Consider the following 17,799-nt stretch of genomic DNA (forward strand, 5'->3'; position numbering starts at 1 on the left):
CCCCGGTGCGGGCGGGACGCCGTACACCGGGGCCGTGCCATGGCAGGCTCATGTCACCTTCGGGTCACCTTGAGGGCGCCCGGGGGCTCAGACCAGGTCCATCGCCGCGACCTCGTCGGGGCGGCCGTAGCTGACCGGGCCCTGGAAGCGGCGGCGGGCGGTGGTGAACCACCACACCGTGGCGATGAGCAGCACGGCCGCGAGCGCGATCGGCGCGTAGTTGAAGGAGTCCACGGTGATCGGGGAAGCCTGCGGCAGCATGAACAGGACGCTGCTGAGCAGAATCCAGACCACCGCGACCCAGCCGATCGGCCGGCCCCAGCGGCCCAGGTGCCAGGGGCCTGGCTGGAACTCGTCGCCGAGCCGCAGCCGCAGGAAGATCGGCACCGCGTAGGCGAGGAACAGTCCGACCACGTTGACACTGACGATCGCCGTGAACGCCGTGTGGGACCACCAGCCGGGGACCACCAGGGCGAGCGAGCAGGCCACCGCGAGCCAGACCGCCTTGACGGGTGTCCGGGTGCGCGGCGAGACGGAGTGCCACCAGCGGGAGCCGGGCATGGCACCGTCGCGCGAGAAGGCGAAGATCTGCCGGGTGTTGCTGGTGAGGTTGGCCAGCCCGCAGAAGAGCATGGCGCCGATGACGATCAGCAGCATGACCTTGGCGGTGCCGATGCCGAGCCCGTCGATGAGAATCTGGACGGGCGGGGCGTCCGAGCCGGCCACCTTGGTGTAGTCGCTAATGCTGTAGACCAGCGCGAGCATCAGGATCAGGCCGGTGATCGCCGAATAGCCGATGGCGCGGGTGATGCCCTTGGGCGCGTTGACGGTCGCCTGGACGGTTTCCTCCGACATGTGGAAGCTGCCGTCGAAGCCGGTGAAGGTCCAGCTCGTGACCAGCAGGCCCAGCATGCCGCCGTAAAGGCCGTTGGTGAAGCCGGTGTTGTTCTCGAAATGCGTGACGAAGGACGCCGACTGGTGGTGATCGGGAATCACGATGAGTGCGCCCACGATCACCACGAGTCCGATCAGCAGCCACCACACGGAAATCCGGTTCAGCACCGCGACGAGCTGGACGGTGTAGGTGTTGGCGAGACCCTGGAGCACGATGATCACCGCGGTGATCAGCACCGTCTGCTGGGCGGTGGGCTCGTAGGAGGACCACTGGAGGGCGACGAACGCCTGGATGAAGGTGGCGGCCGCGTATCCGGTGGCGGCGGTGCCGCCGATCTGCCCCACGAAGTTCAGCCAGCCGGTGAACCAGGACCAGGCACCCTTGTGCCGCTTGGCGAGTTTACCGGCGGAGAAATACAGCGCCCCGCTCGTCGGATAGGCGGAGGCGACCTCCGCCATGGCGGCACCGATGAAGAGCACCATAACGGAGACGCCGATCCAGCCGAATACGAGAATACGGGGGCCGCCCGCACTCAGACCGAATCCGAAGGACGAGAAAATACCCGAGAGGACATTGATGATGGTGAAGGAGATCGCGAAATTGTCGAACGCTTTGAAACGGCGCGTGAGTTTGCGCGGATAACCCATCGCGTGCAGGGTCGCGTCGTCGTCGAGCACGACCGGTTCCTCGGCCGCCGGAGCCTCGGCCCCTGGCGGCGATATCCGTTCCGACACTGATCTGCCTTTCTGTTGGGGGGTGGACGCGTGAAGTGCGGTCTCAGGCGGGTCCGGGGACGGGCAGCCCGCAGGCGCGCCGGGCACGGGAGAGCTGCTCGGCGGGGTCGCCGAAGGCGCTCCAGGGCATGCGGGAGGCGTACGGGCCCATCGCCGCGAAGACCGCCCGTGCCTCGAACTCGCTCTGGCCCATGACCAGCGCGTGCGCGAGGTAGGCCAGGTCGAGCACCGGGGTGAAGCGGGAACCGGCCACCGTGGGCAGCCAGTTGCGGTAGGCGGCCAGCGCGGTGGAGCGCCACTGCGGCTGCTCCCAGACCCGGTCGGCGAGCAACTGGGTCGGGTTGTAGCTCTCCACCAGCGCGACCAGCGGCAGCAGCCGGAGCGCGGAGTCGGCGGGGGCGCGCTGGCTGAGGAAGGCGGCCACGTCCCAGGCGGCGTTGACCGTGCCGCCGTGCCGGGTGAAGAAGAAGGAGAGGAAGCGGTGGTGGGCCTCGCGGTGCCAGGGGTCCAGGGACAGGATGTGGGCGAACAGCCGCCAGGGGCCGGGCGGCGCGGTGAGCAGGCCCTGCGGTGCGGGTTCGCGCAACTGGTGCAGCCGGGCCATGGTCAGCTTGGCGACCCAGGGCGTGGGGTCGTCCGGGGCGAGGGCGGCGGCGCGTTCGCAGGCGGCCAGCGCTATCCGCTCCAGCGCCTCGGCGCGTTCGTCGCGCGCGTCGGCGGCCCGCATCGCGCGCTGCACGGCGACCCGGGCCCACATCAGCGCGGCCTCGGGCGACGGTTCCTCGGCGAGCCAGCGCTCCACCAGGTCGGTGCCGGCCGCCTCCGAGGCCAGCACCAGCGAGCGGTGGGCGCGCAGGGCGAAGTCGGACCGGGTCTCGGCCAGGGCCTCACAGGCGTAGCGGTGACGCCCCGCCCGTACATCGACGCATACGCTCGCCAGGACGCGGTCGTCGGCCGCCGGGTGCCAGACGTACTGCCCCTCGAATAACTCCGCGGCCATGCTCCCCTGTCCGTCCCGATACGACGCGTCGCAGTTGTGCAGGACGCACCTTACTCACCGGGCGACACACCTGGAACGCCGAATTTCACATATCGGTCGGCGGATTCCGGGGGAAAATCTCCACCGATTGACCTTGAGTCAGCGGGCACCTCGGGAAGTCGCGCTTTTCCGGTCCGACGGACACCTCGCCTTCACCCCCTACTAGACTGTTTCCGGCAGAACTCCCCCACACCGCACCACACCTCAGGAATCGCCATTCACGACCTCGCCCGCCGGCTGCGCGCCCTTCCCCCGTCCCTGGGTCCGGTCCGGCTGATCGGTGTCGACGGGCACGCGGGCTCGGGGAAGTCCACCTTCGCCGGACACCTGGCGGCCGCGCTCGGCGGGGCCCCGGTGCTGCACCTGGACGACATCGCCACCCACGACGAGCTGTTCTCCTGGACAGCCCGCCTGACCGCCCAGGTCATCGAGCCCCTGGGCCGGGGCGAGAGCGCGCGGTACGCCCCCTACGACTGGACCCTGCGCGCCTTCGGCCCGCCCCGCCTCCTGCCGCCCGCCCCCGTGATCCTGGTCGAGGGCGTCGGCGCCGGGCGCCGGGAGCTGCGCCCGCATCTGGCGGCCCTGCTGTGGATGGAGCTTCCCGCGCGCGAGTCCTGGGCGCGCGGCCGCCGCCGGGACGGCGAGGCCCAGCGGGCGTTCTGGGACGGCTGGACCGAGGCGGAGCGCGCGCACTTCGCCGGCGACCCCTCGCGCCCCCATGCGGACCTGTTGGTGCGCGCGGCACCCGAGGGGTACAAGGTGCTGCCAGGGCCCGCGAGCCCCCTCCGGCCGGGATTGCCCGACCCGGATTCTCACTCAGGGTGACGAGCCGTCCGCTGTGTGCTGAACTTGTGAAGACGGCCGTCCCGGAAGTTCGTTCAGGGCCCCAACTCGGCTTGACCCGGCGCCCGTACAGGTCTTACGTTCTCCACACACGGCCCTTCACGGGCCGTCCCCAGGACACGAAGCCCCCGATTGTTCCCCCGTGATCGGGGGCTTCGTTCTGCCCTCGGCCGGTTCCGGGGCGCCGAACGCACCGATTTGATCACCCTCGGTGACCGCGCCCCATGCGCCCCGCATGCTCCCACCTCGTCAAACGCCCTTTGCGGCACCCTTCGGCAGCCGGTGCCCCCACGGGTACGATGCCCTCGGTGCGACCTTCGGGCAGCAGCCTCGCGCACCGGCAACTCCGGTCCGCGGTACAGCGGTTCGACCGCGGCGACCGCCGAGCGCCTGCCCGGCGGGGCAACCAACGGGGGGCACGGTTCGTGGGGGACGTGATGGACTTCGGCACGCAGGGCCCCGAGGCCCCGGCCGACCTCGCCTGGGTGCGAGGCGTGGACGCCTACACGATGGGCGCCTACCCGCAGGCCGAGGAGGAGTTCCGCGCCGCGGCGCGGATGGACCCGGGGATGGCCGACGCCTGGCTCGGGCTGCACGCGCTCAGGGTGGACACGACCACCGCGCTGCTCAGGATGTTCCGGCACCGGGACCGCTTCGGGGAACAGCGCGCCCGGCATCACCGCTCCCTCAACTCCTGGTACTGGCTGGGCTGGTGGGTGCAGCCGGTGCTGGAGAGCCCCCGCGATCTGCTGCTGGCGCACGCCTCGCACTGGCTGGACGGCCGCCATGTGCCCGAGCTGGACCGGGCGCTGGCCGGGCTGCCGCCCGTGGACACCGACCCGCAGGTGCGGTTCCTGCACGCCTGCCGCGCCTATCTGGTCAAGGACTGGGACCAGTTGGTCCGGCACACCGATCCGCTGCTGGACGACCCGCTGCTCGGCATAGAGGCGGGCCTGTTCGGCGGCATGGCCCGGGTCCGGCTGGAGACGTACGGGCAGGCCGAGCCGCTGCTCTCGGCCGCCCTGATGCGCTGCCGCAGCGAGCAGCCGCAGCGCAAGGAGCTGCGCTACTGGCTGGCCCGCGCCCACGAGGGCACCGGCCGCAGCGCCGCCGCGCTCCCGCTGTACCGGGCGGTGCACCGGGTCGACCCGGCCTTCATGGACACCTCCGCCCGGCTCGCCGCCATCGCCGAGGGCGACGGGTACGACGACCCGGCCGACTTCGCGTCGGTCACCCTGTCCGGCGCCGGCCAGGACACGATGGACGGGCCCGACACCCTGGACCCGCTGTTCGGCACCGAGGGCCGCGACCTCAGGTTCGCCGAGCCCGACCTGCCGACCGGCCCGCTGCCCTCGGTGCCGGACCGCGCGGTCCGCCTCAAGAGCGGGCTCTCCTCCCCCAACCTGCCGGCCGGGCCGACCGATCCCGGCTTACTGGAGGAGGCGCTGGAAGAACTGGAGCGCATGGTGGGCCTGGAGCCCGTCAAGCGCCAGGTGAAGGCGCTCTCGGCGCAGTTGAACATGGCCCGGCTGCGCGCCGGACAGGGGCTCCCGGTCCAGCCGCCGAAACGGCACTTCGTCTTCTCCGGCCCCTCCGGCACCGGCAAGACGACGGTGGCCCGCATCCTCGGCCGGGTCTTCTACGCCCTCGGCCTGCTCGGCGGCGACCACCTGGTGGAGGCCCAGCGGGCCGACCTGGTCGGCGAGTACCTGGGCCAGACCGCGGTGAAGGCGAACGAGCTGATCGACTCGGCCATCGGCGGCGTGCTCTTCGTGGACGAGGCGTACGCGCTCTCCAACTCCGGGTACGGCAAGGGTGACGCGTACGGCGACGAGGCGCTCCAGGTGCTGCTGAAGCGGGCCGAGGACAACCGGGACCATCTGGTGGTGATCCTCGCCGGGTACCCCGAGGGCATGGACCGGCTGCTGGCCGCCAACCCCGGTCTCTCCTCCCGCTTCACCACCCGGGTGGACTTCCCCTCGTACCGCCCGCTGGAACTGACCGAGATCGGCCGGGTGCTGGCGGCGGAGAACGGGGACGCGTGGGACGAGGAGGCGGTGGAGGAGCTGCGCTCCATCGCCGGGCACGTGGTCGACCAGGGCTGGATCGACGAGCTGGGCAACGGCCGGTTCCTGCGCACGCTGTACGAGAAGAGCTGCGCGTACCGGGATCTGCGGCTGTCCACCTGTCCGGGCGTCCTCTCCCGCGAGGACCTGGCCACCCTGCGCCTGCCGGACCTGATGCAGGCGTACGGCGAGGTGCTGTCGGGGCGCGCACCGCAGGACCCGTCGGCGATGTGACGGGCCCCGCGGCGCAAGCGGCCTGACGGCCTGGGACGGCCTAGGTGGCGAGCGCCTGCTCCGGGTCCCCGCTCTTGCGCGGCCGGGCCGGGGCCGGGCGCACGGGCACCGGTTCCGTCCTCGGCGCGGGCTGAGGGGTGTCCGGGTGGGCCGGGTCGTGGACCTCGCCCACCAGCAGCTCCAGCGCGTCCTCCAGCGCGACCAGGCCCAGCACCCGGCCGGAGGCGTCCGCCACCTGGGCCAGGTGCGTGGCGGCCCGGCGCATGACGGTCAGCGCGTCGTCCAGCGGGAGTTCCGCCCGCATCGTGGCCATCGGACGCCACACGTGCTGCGGCACGGCACGGTCGGAGTCCTCCAGATCGAGGACGTCCTTCACATGCACGTACCCCATGAACGCGCCGGTCCCGGCGGCCACCGGGAAGCGGGAGTAGCCGGTGCGCGCGGTCAGCTCGACGATCTCCCCCGGCGTCACCGAGGGCGGCACCGTCACGAGGGTCTCGCGCTTGAGGAGGACGTCGGTGACCGGGCGGGAGCCCAGTTCCAGCGCGTCCTCGAGACGCTCCTGCGCCTCCGGGTCGAGCAGCCCGGCCTGGCCGGAGTCCTCCAGCAGGCGGTTGAGCTGCTCGCTGGTGACGACGGCCTCGACCTCGTCCTTGGGCTCGACCCGGAACAGGCGCAGGATGCCCTGCGCGCAGGCGCCGAGCGCCACGGTGACGGGCTTGCAGATCCGGGCGAAGTACACCAGGCCGGGGCCGAGCCACAGCGCGGCCTTCTCGGGCGCGGCCATGGCCAGGTTCTTCGGCACCATCTCACCGATGACCAGGTGGAAGAAGACCACCGCGGCCAGCGCGATCACATAGCCCAGCGGGTGGATCGCGCCCTCGGGGATGTGGACGGCCTCGAACACCGGCTCCAGCAGATGGGCCACGGTCGGCTCGGCCACCGCGCCCAGCGTCAGCGAGCAGACGGTGATGCCGAACTGGGCGGCCGCCATCATCTGCGGCAGCCGCTCCAGACCGTGCAGCACCTGGCGGGCGCGCGCGGTGCCGACCGGCTCGATCTGGCTGCGCCGGACGGAGACGAGCGCGAACTCGGCGCCGACGAAGAATCCGTTGGCGAGCACGAGCAGCGCGGCGAAGAGGAGTTGGACGACGCTCATCGGGCGGCCTCCGTCTGCTGGGCGACGGGCGCCGTCCGGACCAGGCGGACCCGCTCGGCGCGGTAGTGGCGGACCTGGCGCACGGAGAGCCGCCAGCCGGGCAGTTCGGCCCGGTCGCCGGGGGCCGGGATACGGCCGAGCAGGTCGGCCACGAGCCCGGCGACGGTCTCGTAGGGGCCCTCGGGGGCGTCCAGGCCGATGCGGGTGAGGACGTCGACACGGCAGCCGCCGTCCACGTCCCAGGCAGGGCGGCCGTCCTCGGGCGGGGCGGGGGCGACTTCGGGCACCACCTGGTGGTCGTGCTCGTCGCGGACCTCGCCGACCAGTTCCTCGATGATGTCCTCCAGCGTGACCACGCCCGCGGTGCCGCCGTACTCGTCGACGACGACCGCGATGGGCTGCTCGCTGCGCAGCCGGGTCAGCAGGGGGCGCACCGGCAGGGTCTCGGGCACCAGCAGCGCCTTGCCGGCGATCCGGGCGACCGGGGTGCGCAGGCGCTCGGCCGCCGGGACCGCGAGGGCGTCCTTGAGGTGGACCATGCCCACGATCTCGTCGATCTTCTCCCGGTAGACGGGGAAGCGGGACAGGCCGGTGGCCCGGGTGAGGTTGACGACGTCCTCGGCGGTGGCCGAGTCCTGGAGCGCGCTGACCTTCACCCGCGGGGTCATGACGTGCTGGGCGGTCAGGTCGCCGAGGGACAGGGTGCGGACGAACAGGTCGGCCGTGTCCTGCTCCAGGGCGCCGGCCCGCGCGGAGTGCCGGGCCAGGGAGACCAGTTCGCCGGGGGTGCGGGCGGAGGCCAGCTCGTCGGCGGGCTCGACGCCCAGGGCGCGCACCAGCCGGTTGGCGACCGTGTTGAGCACGGAGATCACCGGCCGGAACAGCCGCGCGAACATGTGCTGCGGGCCCGCGACGAACCGCGCGACCTGGAGCGGCTTGGAGACCGCCCAGTTCTTGGGGACCAGCTCACCGACGACCATCTGGATCGCGGAGGCCAGCAGCATGCCGACCACCACCGCGATGCCGGAGGCCGCGCCCTCGGGGACGCCGAGCGCGCCGAGGGGGCCGCCGAGCAGGTCCGCGAGGGCCGGTTCGGCGAGCATGCCGACGACGAGTGAGGTGATGGTGATGCCGAGCTGGGTGCCGGAGAGCTGGAAGGAGAGTTCCTTCAGCGACTCCACGACCGTACGGGCGCGCTTGTCACCCTCGGCCGCGGCCTGCTCGGCGTCCTGGCGCTCGACGGTGACGAGGCCGAACTCGGCGGCCACGAAGAAGCCGTTGGCCAGGATCAGCAGGAAGGCCGCTCCGAGGAGCAGCAGGGGGATGCTCATGATGCCGCCGCCTCCGCGTGCCCGCGGGCCGGGTGGTCCGCGGTATGTCGGCTGGGGGCGGCGCAGGTACTACAGGACGATCCGTCCATCGCCGGAGAGGGTCACTCCTCGGATAGCAGGGAAAACCTCCGCGCGCCGGGCGTGGCACGACGGAGGCGGAGGCGTGTGGAAAAACGCCTCCGCCAACAGATTAGTCAAGACCGGGGCAGGTGCGGCAAGGGTGACCGCCCCTGAATGGTCCCCGATCCGGGACCCCGAGGGGCCCCTGAGGCCGCTCGGGGCCTCAGCTCCGGGGGAACTCGGGATCGCGCGGCGCCTGCTGCTCCACCAGAGTGCGCAGGCTCCGCGCGTCGGCGATGGCGCGCTGCTTGGCGACGCCGGGCTGGATGCCGAGCGCGGCCAGGCTGGTGCCGTCGCTGAGGTCGAGGAACACCCAGGGGTCACCCGGACGCAGGTTGACCCCGACGATCTCGGCCCAGGCCAGCTTGCGGCTGCCCGCGATGTTGACGACCGTGACGCCGGACTCGTCCGCGACGACCTTCACCCGCGCCAGCCGGGCCAGCACCCAGGCCATCAGGGCGCCGGTGACGATGAAGCTGAGGCGCTCCCCCGGCCCCATGTCCAGCAGGAAGGCGACGGCGGCGACGACCACGAAGATCGCCAGTCCGGCGGTGAGCAGGATCACCCGCGTGCGTTCCGGCCGGAAGGTGACCGGGAGGGCGGGCTGGGCGGGGGGCTGGGGCAGCTCGGACATCTGACTCGCGGTTCCTCAGAGACGGCAGGCGTGGATGGCCGTGGTCAGGATGGCCCGGGCCCCGATGGCGTAGAGGTCGTCCATGATCCGCTGCGCGTCCTTGGTGGGGACCATGGCGCGCACGGCGACCCAGCCCTCGTTGTGCAGCGGGGAGACGGTCGGGGACTCCAGGCCCGGCGTGAGCGCGACGGCCTTCTCGAGCTGCTCCACGCGGCAGTCGTAGTCCATCATCACGTAGGTCCGCGCGACCAGGACGCCCTGGAGGCGGCGGAGGAACTGCTGGACCTTGGGCTCGTCGGTGTCGGCGCCGGTGCGGCGGATGACGACGGCCTCGGACGTCATGATGGGCTCGCCGAAGACCTCGAGCCCGGCGTTGCGCAGCGAGGTGCCGGTCTCCACCACGTCGGCGATGATCTCGGCCACGCCCAGCTCGATGGCGGTCTCCACCGCGCCGTCGAGGTGGACCACGGAGGCGTCGATGGCGTTGTCCGCGAGGTGGCGGGCGACGATGCCCTCGTAGGAGGTGGCGACCGTGCGGCCCTTGAGGTCGGCGGTGCCGGCGAAGGTGCCGGGGCGGGCGGCGAAGTGGAAGGTGGAGCGGGCGAAGCCGAGCGGGAGGATCTCCTCGGCGCCGGCGCCGGAGTCGATCAGCAGGTCCCGGCCGGTGATGCCGATGTCGAGCTGCCCGGAGGAGACGTAGATCGCGATGTCCCGGGGGCGGAGGTAGAAGAACTCGACCTCGTTCACCGGGTCCACGGTGCGCAGTTCCTTGGACTCCCGCCGCTGCCGGTAGCCGGCCTCATGCAGCATGTCCCCCGCAGGTCCGGACAGGGAACCCTTGTTGGGGACGGCGATGCGCAGCATGAGGTCGGCTTCCTTCGTGTGACGGGGTGGTGCGGTGGGTGATGCGGAGGGGGCGCGTACGGGGCGACGGATCACAGATGGGCGTAGACGTCGTCCAGCGAGATGCCGCGGGCGACCATCATCACCTGGACGTGGTAGAGCAACTGCGAGATCTCCTCGGCGGCTGCTTCCTTGCCCTCGTACTCGGCGGCCATCCAGACCTCGGCGGCCTCCTCGACGACCTTCTTGCCGATGGCATGGACGCCCTTGCCGACCAGTTCGGCGGTGCGGGAGGTGGCGGGGTCGCCGTTGGCTGCCTTGTGCTGGAGCTCGGTGAAGAGCTCCTCGAACGTCTTATTGGACATGGTGGTCCTCAGCCTACGCGGTCCGGGCGGGGTCTCAGTGCCAGGGTTCGGAGACCGAACGGAGCGTCGCGGCCGTGGCCACGGCCGCGGTGACCGCCTCGTGGCCCTTGTCCTCGCTGGAGCCCTCGATGCCGGCGCGGTCCAGCGCCTGCTCCTCGGTGTCGCAGGTGAGGACGCCGAAGCCGACGGGGACGCCGGTCTGTACGGAGACCTGGGTGAGGCCCTGGGTGACGCCCTGGCACACGTAGTCGAAGTGGGGGGTGCCGCCGCGGATGACGACACCGAGGGCGACCACGGCGTGGTAGCCGCGGTCGGCCAATACCTTGGCGGCGACGGGGAGTTCGAAGCTGCCGGGGACCCTGATCAGGGTCGGCTCGTCGATCCCCAGGTCGTGCAGGGCGCGCAGGGCGCCGTTCACCAGACCGTCCATCACCTTCTCGTGCCACTGCGCCGCGATGACGGCGACCCTGAGGTCGCTGACGTTGCTGCGTACGGAGATCTCCGGTGCACCCTTGCCGCTCACGTTGCTCCTTCGTGCTGTTCGCTTACTGGTTGCCGCAGGTGGACACGGCGGGGGTGTCCAGCCAGGGCAGGTCGTGGCCCATCCGGTCGCGCTTGGTGCGCAGGTACCGGACGTTGTGCTCGTCGGCGTGGACCGGCATCGGCTCGCGGCCGGTGACCTGGATGCCGTGCCGGGTGAGCGCGTCGGTCTTGTCGGGGTTGTTGGTCATCAGGCGGACGTCGCGCACACCGAGGTCGGCGAGGATCTGGGCGCCGGCCGCGTAGTCGCGGGCGTCGGCGGGCAGGCCGAGTTCCAGGTTGGCGTCGAGGGTGTCCCGGCCGCGCTCCTGGAGTTCGTAGGCGCGCAGCTTGGACAGCAGGCCGATGCCGCGTCCCTCGTGGCCGCGCAGGTAGACGACGACGCCCCGGCCCTCGGCGTGGATGCGGGCGAGGGCGGCGTCGAGCTGGGGGCCGCAGTCGCAGCGCAGGGAGGCGAAGACGTCGCCGGTGAGGCACTCGGAGTGGACACGGGCGAGGACGCCGGTGCCGTCGCCGAGGTCGCCGTGGACGAGGGCGACGTGCTCGACGCCGTCGGGGGCGCGGTAGCCGTAGGCGGTGAAGGTGCCGTGCCGGGTGGGCAGGCTGGTCTCGGCCTCGCGGCGGACGGTGGGCGCGACGGCTGCCACGGTCTGCTCGCGGTCGGCCTCGGCCTCGGGGGCGCGGAGGTGGGCGACCAGGTCCGCGATGGAGATGATCGTCAGCCCGTGCTTGCGGGCGAACGGGATCAGCTCGGGCAGCCGCAGCATACGGCCGTCCTCGCCGGCGATCTCCACGATGGCTCCGGCGGGGCGCAGTCCGGCGAGCCGGGCGAGGTCGACGGCGGCCTCGGTGTGGCCGTCGCGGACCAGGACGCCGCCCTCGCGGGCGCGCAGCGGGAAGATGTGGCCGGGGCGCACCAGGTCGGTGGGCCGCGCGGTGCCGCTCGCCAGCAGGTTGAGGGTGGTGGCGCGGTCGGTGGCGGAGATGCCGGTGGTCACGCCGTGCGCGGGCGAGGCGTCCACGGAGACGGTGAACGCGGTCTTCATCGACTCGGTGTTGTCCTCGACCATCTGCGGCAGCTTCAGCCGGTCGAGTTCGGCGCCCTCCATGGGGGCGCAGATCAGGCCCCGGCACTCGCTCATCATGAAGGCGACGATCTCGGGGGTGACCTTCTCGGCGGCGATGACGAGGTCGCCCTCGTTCTCCCGGTCCTCGTCGTCGACGACCACCACGGGCCGGCCCGCGGCGATGTCGGCGACGGCCTGCTCGACGGGGTCGAGGCGGAGGTCTTCGATGCTGTCAGCGGGGTGCAGCGGGGGTGCCGAGGTCATGCGGGCGTTCCTTCCAGGACGGGCCGCGCGTTCTCGCGGGAGCGCAGCCACCAGTCGCGCATGCCCCACAGGACGAGCGCGCCGTAGATCACGTAGACGAAGCCGGAGAAGGCGTAACCGTTGGCGAAGTTGAGCGGGACGCCGACGACGTCGACGAGCAGCCAGGCGAACCAGAACTCGACCATGCCCTTGGCCTGGGCGTACATGGCGACGATGGTGCCGACGAAGATGTAGGCGTCCGGCCAGGGGTCCCAGGACAGGGACGGGTACGCGGTGAAGAGCAGCGCGACGGCGACGGTGCCGGCGGCGGCCGCCGCGATCATGGCGGCGCGTTCGCGCCAGGTGGCGAAGCGGGGGGCGATGTGGCCGTCGGCGGCCTTGCCGCGGCTGCGGCTCCACTGCCAGAAGCCGTAGACGGCGACGGCCATGACGACGACCTGCTTGCCCGCGCTGCCGGCGAGGTGGCCGTAGAAGGCGGCGAAGAGGATCAGGCCGGAGACGAGCTGGACCGGCCAGGTGATGAGGGACCGGCGCCAGCCGAGCGCGAGGGCGGCCAGGCCGAAGAGGTTGCCGATCATGTCCGACCAGAGGATGTGCTGGCCGAACAGGGTGAACGCCTCGGTGTTGAGCGAGTTCACGCCCCTGCCTCCTGTCCGGCCGCGAGCAGCCGCTCGACGTACTTGGCGATGACGTCGACCTCGAGGTTGACCGGGTCGCCGGGCTGCTTGTGGCCGAGCGTGGTCAGGGCGAGCGTGGTGGGGATGAGGCTGACGGTGAAGAAGTCGGGGCCCGCTTCGACCACGGTGAGGCTGATGCCGTCGACCGTGATGGAGCCCTTCTCCACGACATAGCGGGAGAGGGCGGCGGGCAGCGAGATCTTGACGATCTCCCAGTGCTCGGACGGGGTACGGGCGAGCACCTCGCCGGAGCCGTCGACGTGTCCCTGCACGATGTGGCCGCCCAGGCGCGCGCCGACGGCGGTGGGGCGTTCGAGGTTGACGCGGGAGCCGACGGCGAGGGCGCCGAGGCTGGAGCGTTTGAGGGTCTCGGCCATCACGTCGGCGGTGAACTCGTCACCCTCGTGGTCGACCACGGTGAGACAGACGCCGTTGACGGCGATGGAGTCCCCGTGCCGCGCGCCTTCGGTGACGACGGGGCCACGGAGCCGGAAACGGGAGGCGTCGCCGAGGTTCTCGACGGCGGTGACCTCGCCCAGCTCTTCCACGATTCCGGTGAACACGTCCCCGGTCCTCCTGCCTCTTCGGGCACGGACTCCGGGGGCCGGTCGATGACGACGGCATGGACGAGGGGGATGCACCGGGTGACGACGCCGAGAGGGACCCGTCCCGAGGGACGAGACCTGATACGGCGGCGCGCATGGTGATGCCCGCCCGCCGCGCACTGCCTCCCATCCGGACTTTAACCGTCGGTCCAGGAATTTCACCTGGTCAACCGGCCGCTGGAAGCGACCGGGTCGCGGACTGTAACCGCCGGTTCGGACTTTCACCGACCCCGGAGTGCGCTGCTTCTGGTACACCGCAAGTCTGCCACGCCCGCCGGTCGGCCATACAGGGGACCGGTGTGGGCTGCCTCACAAGGGCATCGCACGGGTGAATGCCCTGCACAACATCCCCGCATCACAAGGGAATTGAGCTTGGTCCGGACCTATTGACCGGAGTGGTCTAGTCCTTTTATGGTGCGACCGGACCCGGCGGCGGTGACGAAGGCCCTTGCCCGCCGCCGGGTCACCCCAGCCGCATGTCACATCCGCCGGGGCGCAGCCGTCCTAGGCCATGGGGCGTGCCGAACGGGCCGCCCCGGACCTTCGGGAAGGCGAGCGGCATGACCACGATCCTGGTGACGGGCGGCACCGGCACACTCGGCCGGCTGGTGACGGAGAGACTCCGGGCGGACGGCCACGAGGTACGGGCGCTCAGCCGGCACAGCGAGCCGTACGCGGTCGATCTCCGCAAGGGCGGGCCCGCGCTGGACGCGGCGCTGGCCGGAGTGGACACCGTGGTGCACTGCGCCAGCTCGCCCAACGGCGGCGACGAGAAGGCCGCGGGCCATCTGATCGCGGCCGCGCGGCGGGCCGGAGTGGCCCACCTGGTGTACATCTCCATCGTCGGCGTGGACCGGGTACCGCTGCCCTACTACCGGGCCAAGCTCGCGGTGGAGCGGCGGATCGAGGAGTCGGGTCTCGGCTGGACCGTGCTGCGCGCGACCCAGTTCCACGACCTGATGGTCACCTTCCTGAGCAAACTCACCGCGCCTCCGCTGGCCCTCCTCCCGGCCGCCCTGTCCGACCAGCCGGTGGAGGTCTCCGAAGTCGCCGACCGTCTCGCGGAGTTGGCCCTCACGACTCCCTCGGGCCGCGTCCCCGACATGGGCGGCCTCGAGGTCCGCTCGGTCCCCTCCCTGGCCCGCGCCTACCTGAACGCCACGGGCCGGCGGCGCCGCCTCCTGGAGGTTCCCCTGTTCGGCCGGACGTACGGCGCCTTCCGCGCGGGCGGTCACCTCGCCCCGGAACAGGCGGTGGGGAAGGGCACGTTCGAGGAGTACCTGGCACGCCGGTTCGGCTGAGCGGAGGGCCGGGGTTGCCGGGCGCCGGAAGCGGAGGGGTGCAAGACCGGTGCCGGGCGCGCGGTGGCCCCGAGGCGCGACTGAGTCCTAGGGCGCGAACAGTTCGTCCTGGGCGCGGTCGCGGGCCGTCAGGAGGGCGCCGCGCAGGACGGCCGTGCCGCCGAGGGTGCCGGGGCGGACCTCGGTGGACAGGGGGGACATGCGCTTCAGGCGGGCGCCGACCCGTGCCGCGAGGGCCTCACCGCCGGCCTGGCCGACCTCGCCGCCGAGGACCACGCAGCCGGGATCGAGGATGGCGGTCACGGCGGCGGTGCCGATGGCGAGGCGGTCGGCCAGGGTGTCGAGGAAGCGGGCGGCGGGGCCGTCCCCGGCGGTCACCGCCTGGGCGACCAGCCGTGCCGCGCCCGGTCCGTCCGGCGGGCCTTCGGCCGCCAGGCCGTGCTCGCGGGCGAGGGCACTGATCGCGGCGGCGCCCGCCAGGGCGTGGAAGCCGCCGTCGCAGTCGGTCGCGGAGGGCAGCGAGCCGGTGCCGGGGACGGGCAGGAAGCCGATCTCGCCGGTACCGCCGGAGGCGCCCCGGCGCAGGCGGCCGTCGAGGACGACGGCGGCGCCGACCCCGTGCCCGAGCCACAGCAGCACGAAGGTGTCCCGGTCGCGGGCGGCGCCCTCGCGCTGCTCGGCGAGGGCCGCGAGGTTGGTCTCGTTCTCGACGGTGACCCGTGCCTTCGGCAACCGCCACTGAAGGGCGGCGACCAGACTGCGGTGCCAGGCGGGCAGCCCGCTGGAGTCGCGCAGGTCGCCGCTGGCGGGGTCGACCAGACCGGGCGCGCCGATGCCCACGGTGTGCAGCCCCGCCCACGCGTCCGGGCCCGCCTTCCGCGCCGCCTCCTCCACGGCCGCGACCGCCTGCTCGACGGCGGGTCCGGTACCGCTCCCGGCGTCGATGGGCACCGCCACCTCCGCGAGCACCCGCCCCACCAGGTCGGAGACCAGCACCAGCACTCCCCCGGTGCGCACGTCGAGCGCGGCCAGGTGGGCGCGGTCGGCGGCGATCCCGTACAGCCGGGCGTTGGGGCCCCGGCGCTGCTCGCCCGACTCCCCCACCACCCGGATCAGACCGGAGACGGTGAGGCGCTCGACGAGGTCGCTCACGGTGGGCCGGGACAGTCCGGTGAGCTGCTTGAGCTGTCCCGCCGTCAGCGGGCCCTCCTGCTGCAACAGCCGCAGGGCGAGCCGGTCGTTGATGGCCCGTGCGGTGCTCGGTGATGCGGGCATGACGGGAATCCTCCCAGAGACGGGCCGCTGGACGCACTCTATCTATCAGGCAGGGTCCCTGATAGTTTGCGCGGGTGCCGAGGACGGTACAGCGGGCGACTCCCTGGGGAGGGACGTGAAAATGGGTGACGTGAGCCGGCCGGCCGGGGAGGTCAGGCGTGCCCGGTACGCCGTGGCCGCCGTGTTCGCCGTGCACGGCGCGGTGACGGGTTCGTTCGCCACCCGCGTGCCCTGGATTCAGGACCACGCCGGTCTCAGCGCGGGCCAGCTCGGGTTCGCGCTGGCCTTCACCGCGCTCGGTGCCTCCGTGGCGATGCCGCTGGCGGGCCGGATCAGCCACCGCTTCGGCAGCCGTACGGCCCTGCGCGGGCTGCTCGCGCTGTGGACGCTCTCGCTGGTGCTGCCCTCGCTGGCGCCGAACCTGCTCACGCTGTGCCTGGGGATGTTCGCCTACGGCGCCGCCTCCGGCATGGCGGACGTGGTGATGAACGCGCTCGGGGTGGAGGTCGAGCGGCTGCTCGGCAAGTCGATCATGTCGGGGCTGCACGGCATGTGGAGCACCGGCGCGCTGATCGGCTCGGCGGCGGGCACGCTGGCCGCGCATCTCGGCTCGGACGCCCGGCTGCACCATCTGCTGGCCGCCGCCGTACTCACCCTGCTGGGCCAGCTGGCCTGCGCCTGGGTGCTGGACGTGCAGCCCGCCGAGGACGAGGAGCCGCCGCCGAGGTTCGCGCTGCCGCCCCGCTCGGCCCTGCTGATCGGCGCGGTCGGCTTCTGCGCGGTGTTCGCGGAGGGGGCGAGCCTGGACTGGTCGGCGGTGTTCCTGCGGGACCGCCTCGACGGCTCGCCGGGTCTCGCGGCGGCCACCACGACCGGGTTCATGCTGACCATGGCCATCGCCCGGATCGCCGGGGACGCGGTGGTGAACCGCTTCGGCGCGGTGCGCACGGTCCGGTCGGGCGGCCTGCTCGCCGGGGTGGGCGGTCTGCTGGTGGTCCTCGCGGACCGGCCCCCGCTGGCCATGACCGGCTTCGCCCTGATGGGCCTCGGCATCGCGGTGGTCGTCCCGCTGTGCTTCGCGGCCGCCGGGCACTCGGGACCCAACCCGAGCCAGGCCATCGCGGGCGTGGCCACCATCACCTACACCTCGGGGCTGGTGGCGCCGAGCCTGATCGGCGGGGTGGCGCAGGCGACCAGCCTGACCGTGTCGTTCGTCGTGGTGACCGTGCTGGCCTGCGCGCTGGCCGGGTTCGCGGGCGTGCTGCGCACCGCCGAGCGCGGGGGCGGCGAGGTCAGCCGGCAGGCCGCAGCAGTTCCCGGCCCGCCTGCCTGAAGCCCTCGCTCCAGGGCGCGGGCCGCAGCGTGTCCGCGTCCAGCCGGACCAGGACGCGGGTGCCGCGCGCGTAGGTCGTGGCGCCGTCGGCCGAGCAGAGCCGGAAGCCGTAGGTGAGGCCGGTGGTGCCGAGCCGCTCCAGCCAGAGGTGGACGGCGTAGGCGCCGGGGCGGGTGACGGGCGCCTCATAGCCGATGACGAGTTCGCGGACCGCGTTGCAGGCGTCGCCGGCCGTCGCCCAGTCGCCGTCGAAGCGGACCCCGCGGGCGTTCCACAGCTCGGTCCAGGCCCGCTCGACCAGCAGCGGGTACCGGGCGTTGTGCAGCAGCCCGAGCGCGTCCAGGTCGTCGAAGTGCACGGCGACGGGGACGAGTTGGCCGTACGGGACGGTGGGGGCGGTCGGCGCTTCGGCGGTCACGGGCGGGGCTCCTGGGACACGATGGGCGGGGCGGCGCGCCCCCGGACCCCACCATA

17 protein-coding genes and 1 riboswitch are annotated in these 17,799 nt (G+C 72.4%); of the genes, 4 read left to right on the forward strand and 13 right to left on the reverse strand.

Annotation, left to right across the window (positions count from 1 at the left end):
• Positions 1-87: 87 nt before the first annotated feature.
• Positions 88-1,629, reverse strand: a complete 1,542-nt coding sequence (locus tag E5083_RS25340) for an amino acid permease (protein ID WP_135788020.1) — start codon at positions 1,627-1,629, stop codon at positions 88-90.
• A gap of 43 nt (positions 1,630-1,672) precedes the next feature.
• Complete coding sequence (locus E5083_RS25345) at positions 1,673-2,629, reverse strand: hypothetical protein (protein WP_031180216.1); 957 nt, start codon at positions 2,627-2,629, stop codon at positions 1,673-1,675.
• Between the two features lie 393 nt (positions 2,630-3,022).
• On the opposite strand from E5083_RS25345, the gene E5083_RS25350 reads away from it, so the two are divergent.
• Together E5083_RS25350 and E5083_RS25355 are read left to right on the forward strand one after the other, a co-directional pair.
• The gene (locus E5083_RS25350; protein ID WP_341869885.1) at positions 3,023-3,493 is read left to right on the forward strand and encodes a uridine kinase family protein; all 471 of its coding nucleotides are present in this window, start codon (positions 3,023-3,025) and stop codon (positions 3,491-3,493) included.
• Positions 3,494-3,948: 455 nt separating this feature from the next.
• Positions 3,949-5,811 (forward strand): AAA family ATPase, encoded by a 1,863-nt coding sequence (locus tag E5083_RS25355; RefSeq protein WP_135788295.1) that lies wholly within the window; start codon positions 3,949-3,951, stop codon positions 5,809-5,811.
• A 40-nt stretch (positions 5,812-5,851) separates the two neighbouring features.
• Here E5083_RS25355 and E5083_RS25360 read toward each other — a convergent pair whose 3' ends face one another.
• The 9 genes from E5083_RS25360 to E5083_RS25400 form a co-directional block, all read right to left on the reverse strand.
• Positions 5,852-6,970: a hemolysin family protein gene (locus E5083_RS25360; protein WP_135788021.1), complete on the reverse strand. Its 1,119-nt coding sequence runs from the start codon at positions 6,968-6,970 to the stop codon at positions 5,852-5,854.
• Complete coding sequence (locus E5083_RS25365) at positions 6,967-8,301, reverse strand: hemolysin family protein (protein ID WP_135788022.1); 1,335 nt, start codon at positions 8,299-8,301, stop codon at positions 6,967-6,969. Before E5083_RS25365 ends, E5083_RS25360 begins: the two co-directional genes overlap by 4 nt.
• Positions 8,302-8,584: 283 nt before the next feature.
• Positions 8,585-9,055 carry a PH domain-containing protein gene (locus E5083_RS25370; protein WP_135788023.1) on the reverse strand — a complete coding sequence of 157 codons (471 nt, stop codon included), beginning with the start codon at positions 9,053-9,055 and terminating at the stop codon, positions 8,585-8,587.
• A gap of 15 nt (positions 9,056-9,070) precedes the next feature.
• Complete coding sequence (gene hisG / locus E5083_RS25375) at positions 9,071-9,919, reverse strand: ATP phosphoribosyltransferase (RefSeq protein ID WP_135788024.1); 849 nt, start codon at positions 9,917-9,919, stop codon at positions 9,071-9,073.
• Between the two features lie 71 nt (positions 9,920-9,990).
• Complete coding sequence (locus tag E5083_RS25380) at positions 9,991-10,263, reverse strand: phosphoribosyl-ATP diphosphatase (protein WP_020117406.1); 273 nt, start codon at positions 10,261-10,263, stop codon at positions 9,991-9,993.
• 34 nt (positions 10,264-10,297) lie between these two features.
• Positions 10,298-10,786 carry a 6,7-dimethyl-8-ribityllumazine synthase gene (ribH, locus tag E5083_RS25385; RefSeq protein WP_135788025.1) on the reverse strand — a complete coding sequence of 163 codons (489 nt, stop codon included), beginning with the start codon at positions 10,784-10,786 and terminating at the stop codon, positions 10,298-10,300.
• 22 nt (positions 10,787-10,808) lie between these two features.
• A complete protein-coding gene (locus E5083_RS25390; RefSeq protein ID WP_135788026.1) occupies positions 10,809-12,134 on the reverse strand; it encodes a bifunctional 3,4-dihydroxy-2-butanone-4-phosphate synthase/GTP cyclohydrolase II in 1,326 nt (441 codons plus the stop codon).
• The gene (locus E5083_RS25395) at positions 12,131-12,772 is read right to left on the reverse strand and encodes a nicotinamide mononucleotide transporter family protein (protein WP_135788027.1); all 642 of its coding nucleotides are present in this window, start codon (positions 12,770-12,772) and stop codon (positions 12,131-12,133) included. Before E5083_RS25395 ends, E5083_RS25390 begins: the two co-directional genes overlap by 4 nt.
• Positions 12,769-13,374, reverse strand: coding sequence for a riboflavin synthase (locus E5083_RS25400; protein ID WP_135788028.1), 606 nt, complete (start codon positions 13,372-13,374; stop codon positions 12,769-12,771). Before E5083_RS25400 ends, E5083_RS25395 begins: the two co-directional genes overlap by 4 nt.
• A gap of 154 nt (positions 13,375-13,528) precedes the next feature.
• Positions 13,529-13,659, reverse strand: a riboswitch (FMN riboswitch).
• A gap of 317 nt (positions 13,660-13,976) precedes the next feature.
• On the opposite strand from E5083_RS25400, the gene E5083_RS25405 reads away from it, so the two are divergent.
• The gene (locus E5083_RS25405; protein WP_135788029.1) at positions 13,977-14,717 is read left to right on the forward strand and encodes an SDR family oxidoreductase; all 741 of its coding nucleotides are present in this window, start codon (positions 13,977-13,979) and stop codon (positions 14,715-14,717) included.
• An 87-nt stretch (positions 14,718-14,804) separates the two neighbouring features.
• Here the strand turns inward: E5083_RS25405 and E5083_RS25410 are convergent, their stop codons facing one another.
• Positions 14,805-15,992: an ROK family transcriptional regulator gene (locus tag E5083_RS25410; protein WP_135788030.1), complete on the reverse strand. Its 1,188-nt coding sequence runs from the start codon at positions 15,990-15,992 to the stop codon at positions 14,805-14,807.
• Between the two features lie 121 nt (positions 15,993-16,113).
• Here E5083_RS25410 and E5083_RS25415 point away from each other — a divergent pair, with 121 nt between their 5' ends.
• Complete coding sequence (locus tag E5083_RS25415; protein WP_135788031.1) at positions 16,114-17,325, forward strand: MFS transporter; 1,212 nt, start codon at positions 16,114-16,116, stop codon at positions 17,323-17,325.
• On the opposite strand, the gene E5083_RS25420 is transcribed toward E5083_RS25415, so the two are convergent.
• Positions 17,285-17,743 carry an acyl-CoA thioesterase gene (locus E5083_RS25420; RefSeq protein ID WP_135788032.1) on the reverse strand — a complete coding sequence of 153 codons (459 nt, stop codon included), beginning with the start codon at positions 17,741-17,743 and terminating at the stop codon, positions 17,285-17,287. The two genes, E5083_RS25415 and E5083_RS25420, sit on opposite strands and share 41 nt — an antisense overlap.
• Positions 17,744-17,799: the final 56 nt, after the last annotated feature.

This window comes from Streptomyces bauhiniae (assembly GCF_004784475.1).
Classification (GTDB): Bacteria; Actinomycetota; Actinomycetes; order Streptomycetales; family Streptomycetaceae; genus Streptomyces; species Streptomyces seoulensis.